This is a genomic window from Sphingomonas sp. 35-24ZXX, assembly GCF_000786215.1.
Lineage (GTDB): Bacteria > Pseudomonadota > Alphaproteobacteria > Sphingomonadales > Sphingomonadaceae > Blastomonas.
The window spans coordinates 229861-245022 of record NZ_JROG01000007.1; the positions used below are offsets into that span (position 1 = coordinate 229861).

At 65.5% G+C, this 15162-nt stretch carries 16 protein-coding genes; 14 read left to right on the forward strand and 2 right to left on the reverse strand.

Annotated features, from left to right (window positions below; all coding sequences use genetic code 11):
• The first annotated feature begins 59 nt into the window (after positions 1-59).
• The gene (locus LI72_RS14180) at positions 60-1112 is read left to right on the forward strand and encodes a 4-oxalomesaconate tautomerase (RefSeq protein ID WP_033926580.1); all 1053 of its coding nucleotides are present in this window, start codon (positions 60-62) and stop codon (positions 1110-1112) included.
• Positions 1109-1996 carry an amidohydrolase family protein gene (locus LI72_RS14185; RefSeq protein WP_033926581.1) on the forward strand — a complete coding sequence of 296 codons (888 nt, stop codon included), beginning with the start codon at positions 1109-1111 and terminating at the stop codon, positions 1994-1996. Before LI72_RS14180 ends, LI72_RS14185 begins: the two co-directional genes overlap by 4 nt.
• 7 nt (positions 1997-2003) lie before the next feature.
• Here LI72_RS14185 and LI72_RS14190 read toward each other — a convergent pair whose 3' ends face one another.
• Both LI72_RS14190 and LI72_RS14195 read right to left on the reverse strand, forming a co-directional pair.
• The gene (locus LI72_RS14190; RefSeq protein ID WP_033926582.1) at positions 2004-2972 is read right to left on the reverse strand and encodes an MBL fold metallo-hydrolase; all 969 of its coding nucleotides are present in this window, start codon (positions 2970-2972) and stop codon (positions 2004-2006) included.
• The gene (locus tag LI72_RS14195) at positions 2972-5278 is read right to left on the reverse strand and encodes a TonB-dependent receptor (RefSeq protein ID WP_033926583.1); all 2307 of its coding nucleotides are present in this window, start codon (positions 5276-5278) and stop codon (positions 2972-2974) included. The genes LI72_RS14190 and LI72_RS14195 overlap by 1 nt, the downstream gene beginning before the upstream one ends.
• Positions 5279-5417: 139 nt before the next feature.
• Between LI72_RS14195 and LI72_RS14200 the strand changes: the two genes are divergently transcribed.
• From LI72_RS14200 to LI72_RS14255, 12 genes are all read left to right on the forward strand, one after another.
• Positions 5418-6323 (forward strand): LysR family transcriptional regulator, encoded by a 906-nt coding sequence (locus tag LI72_RS14200; RefSeq protein ID WP_033926584.1) that lies wholly within the window; start codon positions 5418-5420, stop codon positions 6321-6323.
• A 133-nt stretch (positions 6324-6456) separates the two neighbouring features.
• Positions 6457-7575: an FAD-dependent oxidoreductase gene (locus LI72_RS14205; protein WP_033926694.1), complete on the forward strand. Its 1119-nt coding sequence runs from the start codon at positions 6457-6459 to the stop codon at positions 7573-7575.
• Positions 7576-7619: 44 nt separating this feature from the next.
• Positions 7620-8522, forward strand: coding sequence for a VOC family protein (locus LI72_RS14210; RefSeq protein WP_033926585.1), 903 nt, complete (start codon positions 7620-7622; stop codon positions 8520-8522).
• A 5-nt stretch (positions 8523-8527) separates the two neighbouring features.
• The gene (locus LI72_RS14215; RefSeq protein WP_033926586.1) at positions 8528-9700 is read left to right on the forward strand and encodes an alpha/beta hydrolase family protein; all 1173 of its coding nucleotides are present in this window, start codon (positions 8528-8530) and stop codon (positions 9698-9700) included.
• Entirely contained in the window at positions 9697-10017 is a 321-nt protein-coding gene (locus LI72_RS14220) for a DUF2218 domain-containing protein (RefSeq protein WP_033926587.1), read from the forward strand. The genes LI72_RS14215 and LI72_RS14220 overlap by 4 nt, the downstream gene beginning before the upstream one ends.
• Positions 10014-10463: a hypothetical protein gene (locus tag LI72_RS14225; RefSeq protein ID WP_033926588.1), complete on the forward strand. Its 450-nt coding sequence runs from the start codon at positions 10014-10016 to the stop codon at positions 10461-10463. The genes LI72_RS14220 and LI72_RS14225 overlap by 4 nt, the downstream gene beginning before the upstream one ends.
• Before the next feature lie 3 nt (positions 10464-10466).
• Positions 10467-11246 carry a cyclase family protein gene (locus tag LI72_RS14230; RefSeq protein ID WP_033926589.1) on the forward strand — a complete coding sequence of 260 codons (780 nt, stop codon included), beginning with the start codon at positions 10467-10469 and terminating at the stop codon, positions 11244-11246.
• Positions 11247-11249: 3 nt separating this feature from the next.
• The gene (locus tag LI72_RS14235) at positions 11250-12017 is read left to right on the forward strand and encodes an SDR family NAD(P)-dependent oxidoreductase (protein WP_033926590.1); all 768 of its coding nucleotides are present in this window, start codon (positions 11250-11252) and stop codon (positions 12015-12017) included.
• Complete coding sequence (locus LI72_RS14240) at positions 12007-12936, forward strand: NAD-dependent epimerase/dehydratase family protein (RefSeq protein ID WP_033926591.1); 930 nt, start codon at positions 12007-12009, stop codon at positions 12934-12936. Before LI72_RS14235 ends, LI72_RS14240 begins: the two co-directional genes overlap by 11 nt.
• 20 nt (positions 12937-12956) lie before the next feature.
• Complete coding sequence (locus LI72_RS14245) at positions 12957-13922, forward strand: fumarylacetoacetate hydrolase family protein (RefSeq protein WP_033926592.1); 966 nt, start codon at positions 12957-12959, stop codon at positions 13920-13922.
• Positions 13919-14416, forward strand: coding sequence for a cupin domain-containing protein (locus LI72_RS14250; RefSeq protein ID WP_033926593.1), 498 nt, complete (start codon positions 13919-13921; stop codon positions 14414-14416). The genes LI72_RS14245 and LI72_RS14250 overlap by 4 nt, the downstream gene beginning before the upstream one ends.
• Positions 14417-14420: 4 nt before the next feature.
• The gene (locus LI72_RS14255; RefSeq protein WP_033926594.1) at positions 14421-15125 is read left to right on the forward strand and encodes an alpha/beta fold hydrolase; all 705 of its coding nucleotides are present in this window, start codon (positions 14421-14423) and stop codon (positions 15123-15125) included.
• Positions 15126-15162 lie beyond the last annotated feature (37 nt).

A 15162-nucleotide genomic window follows, 5' to 3' on the forward strand; every position in this document is an offset into this window, starting at 1 on the left:
TCCGCCGGATTGCGCGCCCAGTCCCCCACCCCAACCCCTCCCCTAAAGGGGAGGGGCTCATGAGCGGCACACGGTGCATGTGGATGCGCGGGGGCACGTCCAAAGGCGGTTATTTCCTGAAGGACGACCTGCCCGCCGACACAGCCGAGCGCGATGCGTTTCTGCTGCGTGTGATGGGGTCGCCCGACGAGCGGCAGATCGATGGCATGGGCGGCGCCGATCCGCTGACCAGCAAGGTCGCGGTGGTCAGCCAATCCGACAGGCCCGGCGTGGATGTCGATTACCTGTTCCTGCAGGTGTTCGTCGATCAGGCAATCGTCACCGATGCGCAGAACTGCGGCAACATCCTGGCAGGCGTCGGTCCGTTCGCGATCGAGCGCGGGCTGGTGGCGCCGACCGGCGACAGGACGCGCGTTGCGATCTTCATGGAGAATACCGGGCAGGTGGCGGTTGCGACCGTCGCCACCCCTGGCGGCGTGGTCGACTATGCCGGCGATGCCGCGATCAGCGGCGTCCCGGGCACCGCCTCGGCGATCCCGCTGGCGTTTTGCGATACCGCAGGCTCGTCCTGCGGCGCGCTGCTGCCCACCGGCAACGGCGTCGATGAAATTGATGGCGTTGCGGTGACGATGATCGACAATGGCATGCCCTGCGTGGTCATTGCCGCTGCCGACATGGGCATCACCGGCTATGAGGACCGCGACACGCTCGATTCCGACACCGCGATGAAGGAAAGGGTCGAGGCGATCCGGTTGAAGGCCGGGCCGCTGATGAACCTGGGCGATGTCACCGCCAAATCCGTGCCCAAGATGATGCTGGTGGCAGCCCCGCGCGAGGGCGGCGCGATTGCCGTGCGCTCGCTGATCCCGCACCGCGTGCATGCCTCGATCGGCGTGCTGGGTGCGGTCAGTGTCGCCACCGCCTGTCTGATCGAGGGATCGCCAGCGGCCAAGGTCGCTCATGTTCCCGAGGGCGCGTCGAAGACCCTGGGGGTCGAGCACCCCACGGGGGTTACCGAATGCGTCGTGACCGTCGATGCTGACGGCCAGCCGGTTGAAGCCGGCATGCTGCGCACCGCGCGCAAGCTGATGGATGGAGAGGTTTTCGCATGAGCACGACCGACACCGATGGCCGCATCCGCAGCTGGACGCTCGAGCCCAGCAAGCCGCGCTTCACCCCGCCGCGGGGCGCGGTCGATGCGCATTGCCATGTCTTCGGCCCGCAGGCGGAGTTTCCGTTCAGCCCCAAGGCCAAGTATCTGCCGCAGGACGCCGGGCCCGACGCGCTGTTCGCGCTGCGCGATCACCTGGGCTTTGCGCGCAATGTCATCGTCCAGGCGAGCTGCCATGGCACCGACAACCGCGCGACGCTGGAGGCCATTGCGCGGTCGAACGGTCTGGCGCGCGGGGTTGCGGTGGTCGATCCTGCGATCACGGACGCCGAACTCGACGCGCTGCACGCAGGCGGTATCCGCGGGGTGCGATTCAACTTCCTCAAGCGGCTGGTCGACGACGCGCCCAAGGACAAGTTTCTCGAGGTTGCACGCCGTATCGAACGACTGGGCTGGCATGTCGTGGTCTATTTCGAGGCGGATATTCTGGAAGAGATGCTGCCGTTTCTTGCGGCGATTCCGGTGCCGATCGTCATCGACCATATGGGCCGCCCCGATGTGACTCAGGGCCCGGGTGGCGCGGACATGACCGCGTTTCGCCGCCTGCTCGACAGCCGCGACGATATCTGGACCAAGGTCACCTGCGCCGACCGGCTCGATGCCGCTGGCCCGCCTTATGCGGACTTTGTCGCCGCAGTGCGCCCGCTGGTCGAGGCCTATCCCGACCGCGTGCTGTGGGGCACCGACTGGCCGCACCCGAACATGGAAAAGGTGCTGCCCGATGACGGCCATCTGGTCGATACGATCCCGCAGATCGCCCCGACGGCAGAGTTGCAGCACAAGTTGCTGGTCGCCAATCCGATGCGGCTTTACTGGGCAGACTGATCGCCGGTCAGAACCGGTCGAGGTCGTTCGCCAGCGTCACCGGCCCCTGAAAATGGCTGCGGATCTGAGCGACATAGCCCTTGGTCCGTTCCGGATCGGGCGTGCCGGCCGCAAAATGGGTGATCGCGAGCGCCTTGACCCCAGCCCTGGCCGCGAGCTGCCCCACGGCGTCCGGGGTCAGGTGATGGGTCGAGAGATGCTGTTCGAGCTGGCGCTCCGCCTCCGGCGGCATGTCGGGAGAATTGCGCGCGACATTGGCCATCGTCCCGCCCATGTCGATCATCTCGCTGACCAGCAGATCCGCGCCCTTGGCCAGCGTTTCGACCGCTGCGCTCGGCCCGGTATCGCCGGTATAGACGATCGAGCGCCCCGGCAGGTCGAAGCGGAAGCTCAGCGACTTGTAGTTGCGGTCTTCGGCGCTGCCCGGTGCGAAGTCGTAGTGCGAGTTCTGCGCGGCGGTGACCGTCATGCCATCGACCGTCAGCCGCTCGCCATCGCCCAGTTCGATGACCCGCACCGTATCGGCGGGCGGCGCCCAGGGCTGGCCGGGAATGCCATAGCCGACGCGCGCTGCCGGCTGCATCGATGCGACCATGCCCGCGACGAGCTCGCGGGTGCCCGGCGGGCCGTAGACGGTGATCGGATCGCGCTGGTTGGTCTGATTGCGCAGCGCAAGCACAGCGGAAAGCCCGCCCGTGTGGTCGGCATGCAGGTGGCTGATGAAGACCGCGCGCACACGCGGCAGCAATATGCCCGCCCGCGCCAGCTGCTGCACCGTGCCGTCCCCTGCATCGACCAGATAGACCTTGCCCTGATGCACCAAAGCATTGGCAGGTTGCGACCGGTCGGCCGACGGCACCGGCCCGCCCATCGTGCCCAATGTGATGAAGCCATCTCCCTGGGGCGATGGTTGCGCCACAGCCGGTGCAGCGGCCAGCAAGATCGCCAGCACCGGCACGATGACGCCCCCCGCCATCAGAAGCTGAACCCGACGCGCACGCCATAGGTCCGCGGCGGACGCAACGTGCCCACCGGGAAGTCGAGGATCGGCCGCGTGCCCGCACGCGCCAGCACCTCTTCGTCGGTGATGTTGTTGATGAACCCGGTCACGCTCCACCCGCCGGCGCTTTCCAGCGTGGCATAGGCATCGGCCATGGCAAAGCTGCCCTGGCGCTCTTCCGGACGGAAGTTCGAGTTGAGGAACCGGCTGCTTTCGATGTTGCCGCGCGCACCGAAGATCAGGTTGAGATCGCCGGTCAGTTCGAACGTGCGTTCATAGCCCAGATTGACCGCCCATTTGGGCGAGTTGACCGTGGGGTTGCCCGAGCAATCGATGTCATAGAAGCGCGCGGCATTGACGCCTGGATTGGCCAGACGGCTGCCCAAGGTGGTGCAACCCGTGGTCACCGGCGCGCCGGTCGGCGAGAAGTTGGCGGTTTGCAGGCTGTTGTACTTGCCGTTGAGATACTGGACATTGAGGCTGAACAGGTCGTTGCGGCTGGGGGCAAAGCGTGCCTCGAACTCTGCGCCATAGATGCGCGACTTGCCTGCGTTGACCGTGGTCGACCCCTGCGCGAAAAGACCCGCGCCCGTGCGCACACCACCGACAAAGGTAATCTGCTGGTCCTTGTAGTCCCAATAGAATGCCTCGATGTTCAGCTGCAGCTTGTTGTCGAAGAACCGGTTTTTGGCGCCCACGGTATAAGCCGTCAGCGTTTCGGGCGCGAAGGTGTTGTTGGGCGGCTGGGCGACGAAGAAGCCGCCCGATTTGAAGCCGGTGGCGACATTGGCATAGACCAGCGACTGCGGCCCCGCGTCCCATTCCACACCGGCTTTCCAGGTGAACTTCTCGAACGAAAGGTCACCGGTGAACGGCGCGCTCAGCGGCGGCAGCACTGGCCCTGGCAGTCCGCCCGCCGCAGTCGATGTGAACTGCGACTTGTCTTCCTTGGTGTACCGGCCGCCCGCAACCAGCCGCAGCCCATCGGTGAGGTCGAACGTCAACTGCCCGAAGACCGCGAGGCTCTCTGTTTCCAGCCGCGGGTTGAAGCGCGTGGTCGAGATGTTGCCCTGGCGGAAGAAGTTCTCGGTGACCTGATCCTCGCCAAAATAGAAAGCGCCCAGCACGTAGCGCAGTGGCTGGTCCTCGTTGGACGCCAGGCGGACCTCCAGCGACATCTGCTCGGCAAGATCGGTCACGTCTCCGGCAAAGCCCGGCAGATAGGTGCGGAACTTGACGTCCGACCGGCGATAGGCCGGGATCACGGTCAGCGTGCCGAAGCCCATGTCGCCGACGATCGTCGCGCTGACGCCGATGAATTCGTTGTCGAGGAAGCCGTCGGTGCCTGCCAGCGCGACGCAGCCGCTGTTGACGAAATTGCCGGGCCCGCCGCAGAACGGCGGCGCAAATATCCCTCGTGCCAGATTCCGCACCGCAGCCTGAGCACGGGGATCGGAAACGCTCACCCGGTCCTCGAGCGCCGGCACGGCATAGCGTGCCTCGGGCAGCAAGACTGCGCCGGAACCCTTGCCGTGCTGATTGTAATAGTCCGCAACCAGCGTCATCGACCAGCTGTCGGACGGCTCGATCAGCAGCGAGGCACGGAAGGCCTCGCCCTTGTCGTCGTCATAGCCGTCCGAGATGAACCCGTCGCGATCGACGATCTGCCCTGCCACACGCAGCGCGACCGTATCGCCGATCGGGATGTTCAGCGCGAGCGAGGCCTTCTTGCTGTCGTAATTGCCGTATTCGAACAGGCCCTCGCCGCTGAACGTGCCCAGCACCGGCTTTTTCGGAATCACGTTGATCGCGCCGCCGGTGGCGTTGCGGCCATAAAGCGTGCCCTGCGGCCCCTTGACCACCTCGACGCGTTCGAGATCGTAGAACACGCCGGCCGGCGCAGTCGGGCGGCCGACATAGATGCCGTTGAAGTTGAACGCGACGGCATTTTCGGCGAACGAATTCTGCGAATTGGTGCCGACGCCGCGCAGGAAGAAGCTGGTGGTGCCGCCTGTTGGCTGAACGACCAGCGAAGGGACCAGGCGGCCCAGATTGGCGGTTTCGGTAATGCCCGACTTGGTGAGATCATCGCCGGTAACCGCGGTGACCGCGACGGCGGCGCGCTGCAGGCTTTCCTCGCGACGCTGGGCGGTCACGACGATTTCGCTCAGCCCTTCGGTCTGCTCTGCCTCTGCGCTCGCGGGTGCAGACTCCTGCGCCAGTGCGGCACACGGAACGCTAAGCGCGGCAAGCGTGCTGGTCGCCAGCAACAATGCTCTCATCATACATCTCCCCAAAAACTGCGGGCTTGCCTGCTCGGGCAGCCGCTTGATCGATGCTGCTGTTTAGGTCACGCTCTAGCCATAGGTTAAATCTTTTGTTTTAATGGTAATCCAATCATTTGAATGATAGGTTAAGTCGATGCGATTCAAGGGCCTCGATCTCAACCTGCTGGTGGCGTTCAACGTGCTGATCGAAACGCGCAGCGTGTCGCGCGCGGCCGAGCAGCTGCACCTCAGCCAGCCGGCGATGAGCGCCGCGCTGGGGCGCCTGCGCGACTATTTCGGCGACGACCTGCTGGTGCTGCAGGGCAAGCGCATGTTCCCGACCGCCTATGCGGAATCCCTGGTGCCGATGGTTCAGGATACGCTGCGCCAGATCGATGCGCTGATTTCCACCTCCACCAGCTTCGATCCTGCCACTTCGCAACGCACCTTTCGCCTGATCGCGTCCGACTATATTACCGCAGCGATCATTGCGCCGCTGTCACGGCGGCTGGCGACGAGCGCCCCCAGCATCCGTCTGGAATCGATCCTGCCTTCCGATGGCAGCGCCGATCTGATTGCGCAAGGCGCGTTCGACCTGCTCATCACGCCGGAGGACTTCACCAATCCCAACCAGCCCGCCGAACTGTTGTTCGAGGAACGCCATGTGATCGTCGGATGGAACCGCAACCCGGTGTTCGAACGCCCGTTGACCGAGGCACACCTGCTGGAGGCGAGCCATGTCGGTATCCAGATGGGCAACCAGCGCACCAGCGCGTTTGCCGACAAGATGATGGAGCAGATGGGCCGGCTCCGCCGGATCGACATGACGGCATCATCGTTCACGGTGGTACCGTGGCTGATCATCGAAACGCATCGGCTCGCGCTGATGCACGAGCGGCTGGCGCGCCAGATGGCCAGCATGTTTCCGCTGGCGATCGCGCCGATTCCTTTCGACTTTCCGCTGATGCGCGAGATGATGCAATACAACCGCGCCCGCGCCAACGATGAAGGCCTGCAATGGCTGCGCGAACAGCTGCGGATCGACAGCAGGCTGCCCTGACGATGCCCCGAACGATCAACAAGATCGATCAAAACCAATCAATTCAATAAGATTTACAGATTTAACGGTCCTCCCCTATTGAAGTCTCCTGATAAGTGCCCCGGTGCGGATGGGGCGCATGGAGAGGCAGCGCGTGAAGGACCTGAGCATATTGGTTGTTGGCGGCGGGATCGGCGGACTGACGTCTGCCATCGCCTTGTGCCGCAAGGGTTTTGAAGTCGAGGTGATCGAGCGCGATCCCGATTGGTCGGTCTATGGCGTGGGGATCATCCAGCAGGGCAATGTCGTCCGCGCGATGACCGAGCTGGGCCTGATCGACGACTATATCAGCGCCGGGTTCGGGTTCGACCGGGTGCAGGTCTATCTGCCAAACGGGCATTGCGTCGCGGACATCCCCACGCCCCGGCTGGTCGAAGGCTATCCCGGCAATGTCGGGATCGGGCGGCGCGCACTGCACAATGTGCTGGGTGATCGTGCCAAGGGCGCCGGGGCCGGGATTCGCCTGGGCATCACCGCAGAGACGCTGGACGATGATGGCGAGGGCGTTTCGGTCACCTTCAGCGATGGCAGCACTGGCCGGTACGATCTGGTGATCGGCGCAGACGGCCTTTATTCGCAGACGCGCGGGATGATTTTCCCCGATGCGCCGCAGCCCGAGTTCACCGGCCAGGCCGTGTGGCGCTACAACTTCCAGCGCACGCCCGATGTCATAGGCCTGCAGGCCTATGAGGGGCAGACCGGCATCGGCCTGGTCCCGCTCTCGGACGAGCTGATGTACATGTATGTCACGACGCCCGAGCCGGGCAATCCCTGGTACGCCAAGGAAGATCTGGCGAGCACGATGCGCGCCAAGATCGCCGGCGTGCCATCGCCCGCCATCCAGGCGCTGGTCGGGCAGATCACCCAGGATGACGAGGTGGTCTACAAGCCGCTCGAATGGATGTTCCTCGAAGGCGCCTGGCACAAGGGCCGCGTCGTACTGCTGGGCGACGCGGTGCATGCGACCACGCCGCATCTGGGCCAGGGCGCCGGCATGGCGATCGAGGATGCGCTGGTATTGTCCGAGGAGCTGGTTGCAGGCGATGCGATCGACGCTGCGCTCACCGCCTATCGCGACCGTCGGTTCGAGCGTTGCCGCTACATCGTCGAATCTTCGCGCGCGATCTGCTTTGGCCAGATCGGCAAGGGCCCGCTGGTCGACAACGCGGCGGCCACCCAGGAAATGTTCATCAAGGTCGCCGAACCGATCTGACCGGCCGGCCATCTATTCAAGACGTTCAAGGAGTTACCTACATCATGGCACGCGTTAGTGAAATTCGCCATGTCGGCTATGCCGTCACTGATCTTGCCGCCGAAGCGGCGTTTTATCGCGACGTCTGGGGCCTGAAGGACGCGGGCGAAAAGGATGGCATGCTGCATTTCGCGGCCGAGGGGCATGACGAGCTGTATGTCGTGCGCCTGCGCGCGGCGGAACAGCAGCGGATCGACATCATCACCCTCGCCGCGGACAGCCGTGCCGATGTCGATGCGCTGCACGTCAAGGTGGCGGCCTATGGCTGCGAGATCGTGTTCGCGCCGAAGGAGCTCGACACGCTGGGCGGCGGCTATGGCTTCCGCTTCTTCAGCAAGGACGGTTTGCCGTTCGAGATCTCGAGCGATGTCGCACGCGGCACGTCGCGCGAACTGACCCGCTGGGAAGGCATTCCGCAGAAGATCAGCCATATCGTGCTGCACTCGCCCGACCACAAGGAAATGGTCCGCTTCTTCATCGATGTGCTGGGCTTCAAAGTCAGCGACTGGCTGGGCGATTTCATGTGCTTCCTGCGCTGCAACCAGTGGCACCACCGCATCGCGCTGCTGCCGGGACCTGCGTGCCTCAACCATGTCGCCTATGACATGCTGAGCGTGGACGACATGATGCGCGGCATCCACCGGCTGAAGCAGCAGGGCACCGACATCCGCTGGGGCCCCGGCCGCCACACGGCGGGCAACAACACCTTCAGCTATTTCACCACGCCCGCGGGCTTTGCGGTCGAGTACACCGCCGAACTCGAGCAGGTCGACGATGCCACCTGGGAAGCGAAGGTGCACACGCCGGCACCCATGGTCATGGACCAATGGGGTGTGGGCATCGGCGGACCGCAGACCATGCCCCACCCGGCCCCCGATGCCGGCCTTTTCCAGCCTGCCGGAGTCTGAGCCCCATGGCGCTTTTTGAATATTTTCCGAACTACATCTGGAACCTCTCGGTCGCGATCGCGATCGAGAGCGGCGGGCAGATCGGCGAGATCATCGACATGTGCCAGCCGATCCGCGATGCGGCGGCCAATGGCGCGGATGCCGGAACGCCGCAGTTTCTGCAGCAGTGGGTGGCGATGGGCGACAAGCTGATCGGCCTGGCCGCCGAGGACGAGGCCAAGGGCCGCAGCTTTTCCGCCGGGGCCAAGCTGGAGCGTGCCGCACTCTATCTGCTGGTGGGTGAACGGATGCAGGGCCATGGCAGCCCCGAGCGCGTGACGACCTTCGCCAAGGCGCAGGAAACCTTCAAGCGCGCGATGGCGCTGGGCAACCATCCGGTCGAGCGGGTGATGATCCCGTATGAGGGCAGCGAATACCCCGCCCTCTACTGCCGTACGCCGGGCGAAGGCCCCAAGCCGGTGGTGGTCTATTGCAATGGCCTGGATAGCTCGAAGGAGCTGCTCTACTGGTCCTGGCTGCCGCATGCGCTGGCCAGGCGCGGCATTTCCACCTTGTGCGTCGACCAGCCGGGCACGGGCGAGGCGCTGCGCCTCTACAACCTTCCCGCAACGCCGCATGCGGAAAAATGGGCATCGCCTGCGGTCGACTGGCTGGAACAGCAGAGCGATGTCGACCCCAAGCGCATCGGGATGACCGGTATCTCGCTCGGCGGCCATTTCGCGCCGCGCGCGGTGGCCTTCGAGCCTCGCTTTGCCAGCGGCGCGGTCTGGGGTGCCAATCACAATTGGGCTGAAGTCCAGCAGAAGCGGCTGCGCCGCGAGGGCGAAAATCCGGTGCCGCATTACTGGGCCCATGTGATGTGGGTGTTCGGTGCGACCGACATGGACGATTTCCATGCCAAGACGAAGGACATGACGCTCGACGGCGTGATGGAGCGGATCAAGGTGCCGTTCCTGGTCACGCACGGCGAGCAGGACCGCCAGATCGGCCTGGAATATGCGCATCAGAGCTACGAGCAGCTGACCAGCAGCCCGCAGCGCGAGCTCAAGATCTTCACCCCGCGCGAGGGCGGGGTCGAGCATGTCGGCGCGGACAACATGGCTTATGGGCGCGATTACATCGCCGACTGGTTCGCCGAAACGCTGGGCGGACATACGTCAGGAACGGCACAATCATGACCTTCATCGCCACCGCCCGCATCCTCACTCCAAGTGCGTCCAAATACCTGCAGCAGGTCTGCAAGCATTGGGAACACAATCTTCCGGTGACCTTCGACAAGAACCATGGCGAAATCACCTTTGCCAGGGATGCGCGCGGGGCAGACTGGCCTGCCGACGCTCTGGTCACGCTCGATGCCGAGGCCGACACTCTGGTGTGCACGATCCACGCCAGCGCCGAGGGCCAGCGCGACGGGCTCAAGGGCGCGCTGGAACGACACATCGACCGCTTCGCGTTCCGCGAGGTGCCGCTGGCCTATAACTGGACCGACGGATGACGGCGGTCGCCGCTCATGTGCGGACCAGCACGCTGATCTCGGTCATCATTTCCATGGCCATCAGCGCGGCCTTCTTTCTGCTGGTGTTCGGGCAAAGACCGCTGATCGCAGTGTTCGCCGCGGGCGGGCTGGCTCTCGATTTCATTCCGCAAACGCTCGCGGCCGGCTTCATGGCAGCGCTGATGCCGTCGCTGCAGACGCGCGCCAAGCTGCTCACGGGCCGTATGCCGGGCACACCGCCCGCGATCGCCGCCATCGTCAAGCGCGCGCTGGCTCTCGCCGTTGCCGCACTTGCTCTGGCGGCCATGATCACCGCGCTTTTGTGGATCGGCAAGGTCGAGGCGATGCCCTGGGCCAGCGCGCTGGCGCTCAAAATCGGTTATGGCGGGCTGCTGGGCCTGATCATCACGCCCGCCGCATTGCGTGCAATTCTGCCGAGAGGATAAACCATGGCCCGCACTTTCGTCGATCTGTCGATCTATCTGGAAAACGACGTCATCACCGATCCGCCGTTCATGCGGCCCAAGATCACCTATCAGCAGCACGCCGACACGATTGCGGAGCTGGGGCATTTCTTTCCCGGCGTGACGGCCGAGCAGACCCCCGATGGCGCGGGCTTTGCCGCCGCAGAATGGGTCACGCTGACCACGCACAATGGCACGCATCTCGATGCACCCTGGCACTTCCACCCGACCATGGATGGCGGCCAGCGCGCGATCACCATCGACGAAGTGCCCTTGGAATGGTGCTTCAACCCCGGCGTGAAGCTCGATTTCCGGCATTTCGAGGACGGTTATGTCGTCACCGCGGCCGATGTCGAAGCCGAACTCAAGCGCATCGACCACGAGCTTCAACCGTTCGAGATCGTGCTGATCAACACGGCCGCAGGCGGCGCGGTGGGCAATCCGGAGTTCGTCAATATCGGCTGCGGCATGGGCTATGAGGCGACGATGTACCTGCTGGAGCGCGGCATCCGCGTGACCGGTACCGACGCCTGGAGCTGGGATGCGCCGTTCAGCCACACGGCCAGGAAGGTTGCGGAGACCGGCGACACCTCGCTGATCTGGGAAGGGCACAAGGCCGGACGCGATATCGGCTACTGCCACCTCGAGAAGCTGCACAACCTGGAAAGCCTGCCCGCGCATGGCTTCACCGTCAGCTGCTTCCCGCACAAGATCCGCGGCGCTTCTGCCGGATGGACGCGTGCGGTGGCGATCATCGAAGACTGACCGATGGGGCCGGGCGCGTTCGATCTTGCGGGCCGCACGGCCATCGTCACCGGATCGACGCGGGGCATCGGGCTCGCAATCGCTGAGATGTTTGCCGAAGCGGGCGCGAATGTCGTCGTATCAAGCGAGGATCCAGGCGATGTGGCCGAGACGGAAACCGTCTTGGCGGGGCAAGGCTACCGGGTGCGCGGCATCGCCTGCGACGTCACGAAAGGCGATGCGCTGGCCGGGCTGATCGAAGGCACGCTGGCGGCCTTTGGCGGCATCGACATCCTGGTGTGCAACGCGGGCATCACCGGCGAGCCGGGCAGCTGGACGCTCGACGATTTCGACCGGGTGATGGCGATCAACCTGCGCTCGATGGTTGCCCTCACCAGCCTTGCCCTGCCGCCGATCGCCGCGCGCGGTGGCGGCAGCGTGATCCTGATGTCGAGCCTGTCGGCGCTGCGCGGCAACGGCGCGATCAACGCCTATGCGCTGGCCAAGGCGGGCGTCGCGCAGCTGGCGCGCAATCTGGCGGTGCAATGGGGGCCGCGCGGCGTGCGCGTCAACGCCATCGCCCCGGGCCTGATCCGCACGCCATTGTCCGAGCCGCTGATGGCCGATGCCGCGTTCATGGACCGCCGCCTGCAGATGACGCCATTGCGCCGCGTCGGAGAGGTGGACGATGTCGCGGCGCTGTGCGCCTTCCTCGCCTCACCCCATAGCAGCTTCATCACCGGCCAGCAGATCGCCATCGATGGCGGAACGTCGATCACCGATGGCAGCTGATCCCGCCCCTATCCTTGTCACCGGCGCGGGCGGCTTCGTCGGCCAGGCTTTGGTGCGCGCGCTGGCAGGCACGCGGCCTGTCATCGCGACCGACCGTACCGGGCTGGACAATGCAGACCTGCCAGGTGTCACCGCCCTGCCCGGCGAAATCGACGACCCCGCGCTGATCGCCCGGCTGACCGCCGAGCCACTGGGCGCGATCATCCACCTCGCGACCATCCCGGGCGGCGCAGCCGAGAGCGATCCGGCGCTCGCCGCGCGCATCAATGTTGCAGCTCCGATGGCGCTGATCGATACCGCCGCAGCGCACGGCAACGCTCCGCGCCTGCTGTTCGCCAGCAGCATCGCGGTGTTCGGCGACCCGCTGCCGCAGCATGTCGATGACGATACACCGGTGCGCCCGATGCTGCGCTACGGCGCGCACAAGGCGATGCTGGAGGAGTGGATTGCGACCCTCACCCGGCGCGGCGCGGTGCGCGGCCTTTCGCTGCGGCTGCCCGGCATCGTCGCGCGTCCGCTGGCGCCATCGGGGATGAAATCGGCGTTCCTGAGCAACCTGTTTCACGCGCTGAAGGCGGGCGAGCCGATCACCCTGCCCGTTTCGGCCGATGCCACCTGCTGGCTGCTCTCGCGCCGGGCGCTGGTGGGCCAGATGACGGCCGCGCTGACCCTCGCCAGCGATCCGGAAACCACCCGGCTCAACCTGCCCGCGCTGCGCGTGCGCATGGGCGATCTGGTGGCCGAAGTTGCGCGCCAGGCCGGGGCCGATCCGGCGCGCGCGACCTATGCGCCCGATCCGGCCATCGAGGCCGCCTTCGGGGCGCAGCCGCCGCTTGCCACGCCTGCCGCCGATGCGATGGGCCTCCGCCACGACGGCGATCTTGCCGCGCTGGTCGCACACGCGCTGGCCGATCTCTGATCCACGAAAGGACCCTCTCGATGAAGCTCGCTACCCTCGATACCGGCACGCCCGATGGCACGCTGATCGTCGTCAGCCTTGATGGCAGCCGCTATCTGCCCGCCAGCACCATCGCCGCAACGCTGCAGCAGGCGATCGATGGCTGGGCCAACGCCGAGCCAGCCTTGCGCGCGCTGGCACACCGGCTGGACGCAGGCGAAGGCGAGAGCATCGAGAACGCTGCCCTTGCCGCGCCGCTGCCCCGCGCCTGGCAATGGCTCGATGGTTCGGCCTATCGCAGCCACGGCGAGCTGATGGAGACCCTGTTCGGCACAGAGCCGCCGCCCGCGGGCCGCCCGCTGATGTATCAGGGGCTGTCGCACCAGTTTCTCTCCGCCACTGCCGACGTGCCGATGCCGCGCGAGGAGGACGGCATCGATTTCGAAGGCGAGTTCGGCGTGATCACCGATTTCGTGCCAATGGGCGTCACCCCCGAAGCGGCGATGACCCACATCAAGCTGCTGGTGCAGATCAACGACTGGTCGCTGCGCGCGCTGGCGCCGATCGAGATGAAGACCGGCTTTGGCTGGGTGCAGGCCAAGCCCGCCTGTTCGGTCGCGCCTTTTGCGGTGACGCCCGATGTGCTGGGCGAGGCCTGGCGCGAGGGCCGTGTCCACCTTCCGCTTGGCGTCGACTGGAACGGCCAGCGCTTCGGCAATGCCCAGGGCGGCCCGATGGAATTCGGCTTTCACGAGCTGATCGCGCATGCCGCGAGCACCCGTTCGCTGTGCGCGGGGACGATCATCGGATCGGGCACGGTCTCGAACAGCAATTTCCGCGAGATCGGATCGTCGTGCATCGCCGAGCGGCGCGGAATCGAGATGCTTGACGAAGGCCAGGCGCGCACCGGCTTCATGCGCTTTGGGGACACCGTGCGGATGGAGGCGCGGCTGCCCGATGGCGGGCTGCTGTTCGGTGCGATCGACCAGAAGGTGGTCAAGGGATGAGCGCCGTACCCTCGCCCCCCGTCCGCCGCATCGTCACCGGGCACGATGCCTCAGGCCGCGCGATCATCCGCAGCGACGACCTGCTGCCGGTCGAACCGATCCCCTCGGGTGACGCGGCGTTCAGCCTGGTGTGGACCACCGCGACGGTGCCTGCCGACAACAACGACGAGACCGATGGCCGGACGCGCGACGCCGGGCTGACGCTGCATCAGGGATCGGTGATCCGCATCGTCGACATGGTGCCGGGCGGTGTCTCGCCCTTTCACCGATCGAGCAGCATCGATTACGGCATCGTGCTGTCGGGCGCGGTCGAGCTGGAGCTGGACGATGGCGCGGTCACGACGGCGCGCGCGGGCGATATCATCGTCCAGCGCGGGACCATCCACCTGTGGCGCAACCCTTCGCCGACGGAGACCTGCCGCATCGTCTTCGTACTGATCGAGGCGGCACCGGTGACTGTAGACGGAGCGCCCCTGCCCGATGTAATGCCCTGATCCCATGACTTCGCGCGAAACCGTTATCCTTGTCCCCGGGCTGTTGTGTGACGACGATGTCTGGACGCACCAGAGCGCGGCCTTGGGCGCGCATTACGACGTCATCGTCCCCGACCTGACCCGGCACGATTCGCTGGGCGGCATGGCAGCGCACATTCTGGACACGGCACCGGCGCGCTTCTCGATCGTCGGCCATTCGATGGGCGGGCGCGTCGCGCTGGAGGTGTTCCGCCTGGCGCCCGAGCGGGTGGCGCGGTTGGCGTTGCTCGATACCGGGGTGCATCCGGCCGGCGCGGAGGAATTGCCCAAGCGCCAGGCGATGCTCGACATCAGCGCCGGGCAAGGCATGACCGCGCTCGCCGATGCCTGGCTTCCGCCAATGGTCAGACCGGGCCTGCTCGATACCGATCCAGCGCTGCGCGCGACACTTTATGCGATGATCGAACGCATGACGCCCGCCATCCACCGGCAGCAAATCACCGCCCTCGTGAACCGGCTGGATGCTGCACCGCTGCTGGCGCAGATCCATTGCCCGACCTTGGTCGGTGTCGGCGAATTCGACCTGTGGAGCCCGCCCGACCAGCACGTGCCCATCGCCGATGCCATTGCAGGTGCAAGACTGGTGGTCTTCAAAGGCGCAGGCCATATGGCGCCGATGGAAACGCCGGAGGCCGTCAGCGCGGCTTTGCGCGAATGGATGGCAAGCTGAACCTGTTTGGTTTCGGCGAGATGGCGACAAAACCGAC

What these genes read in the sequence shown, in the direction of transcription:
- LI72_RS14240 (WP_033926591.1), top strand. Translation starts at nt 12,007, where the DNA reads ATGGCAGCTGATCCCGCCCCTATCCTTGTCACCGGCGCGGGCGGCTTC.
- LI72_RS14210 (WP_033926585.1), top strand. Translation starts at nt 7,620, where the DNA reads ATGGCACGCGTTAGTGAAATTCGCCATGTCGGCTATGCCGTCACTGAT.
- LI72_RS14250 (WP_033926593.1), top strand. Translation starts at nt 13,919, where the DNA reads ATGAGCGCCGTACCCTCGCCCCCCGTCCGCCGCATCGTCACCGGGCAC.
- LI72_RS14195 (WP_033926583.1), bottom strand. Translation starts at nt 5,278, where the DNA reads ATGAGAGCATTGTTGCTGGCGACCAGCACGCTTGCCGCGCTTAGCGTT.
- LI72_RS14215 (WP_033926586.1), top strand. Translation starts at nt 8,528, where the DNA reads ATGGCGCTTTTTGAATATTTTCCGAACTACATCTGGAACCTCTCGGTC.
- LI72_RS14190 (WP_033926582.1), bottom strand. Translation starts at nt 2,972, where the DNA reads ATGGCGGGGGGCGTCATCGTGCCGGTGCTGGCGATCTTGCTGGCCGCT.
- LI72_RS14225 (WP_033926588.1), top strand. Translation starts at nt 10,014, where the DNA reads ATGACGGCGGTCGCCGCTCATGTGCGGACCAGCACGCTGATCTCGGTC.
- LI72_RS14245 (WP_033926592.1), top strand. Translation starts at nt 12,957, where the DNA reads ATGAAGCTCGCTACCCTCGATACCGGCACGCCCGATGGCACGCTGATC.
- LI72_RS14180 (WP_033926580.1), top strand. Translation starts at nt 60, where the DNA reads ATGAGCGGCACACGGTGCATGTGGATGCGCGGGGGCACGTCCAAAGGC.
- LI72_RS14220 (WP_033926587.1), top strand. Translation starts at nt 9,697, where the DNA reads ATGACCTTCATCGCCACCGCCCGCATCCTCACTCCAAGTGCGTCCAAA.
- LI72_RS14230 (WP_033926589.1), top strand. Translation starts at nt 10,467, where the DNA reads ATGGCCCGCACTTTCGTCGATCTGTCGATCTATCTGGAAAACGACGTC.
- LI72_RS14200 (WP_033926584.1), top strand. Translation starts at nt 5,418, where the DNA reads ATGCGATTCAAGGGCCTCGATCTCAACCTGCTGGTGGCGTTCAACGTG.
- LI72_RS14235 (WP_033926590.1), top strand. Translation starts at nt 11,250, where the DNA reads ATGGGGCCGGGCGCGTTCGATCTTGCGGGCCGCACGGCCATCGTCACC.
- LI72_RS14255 (WP_033926594.1), top strand. Translation starts at nt 14,421, where the DNA reads ATGACTTCGCGCGAAACCGTTATCCTTGTCCCCGGGCTGTTGTGTGAC.
- LI72_RS14185 (WP_033926581.1), top strand. Translation starts at nt 1,109, where the DNA reads ATGAGCACGACCGACACCGATGGCCGCATCCGCAGCTGGACGCTCGAG.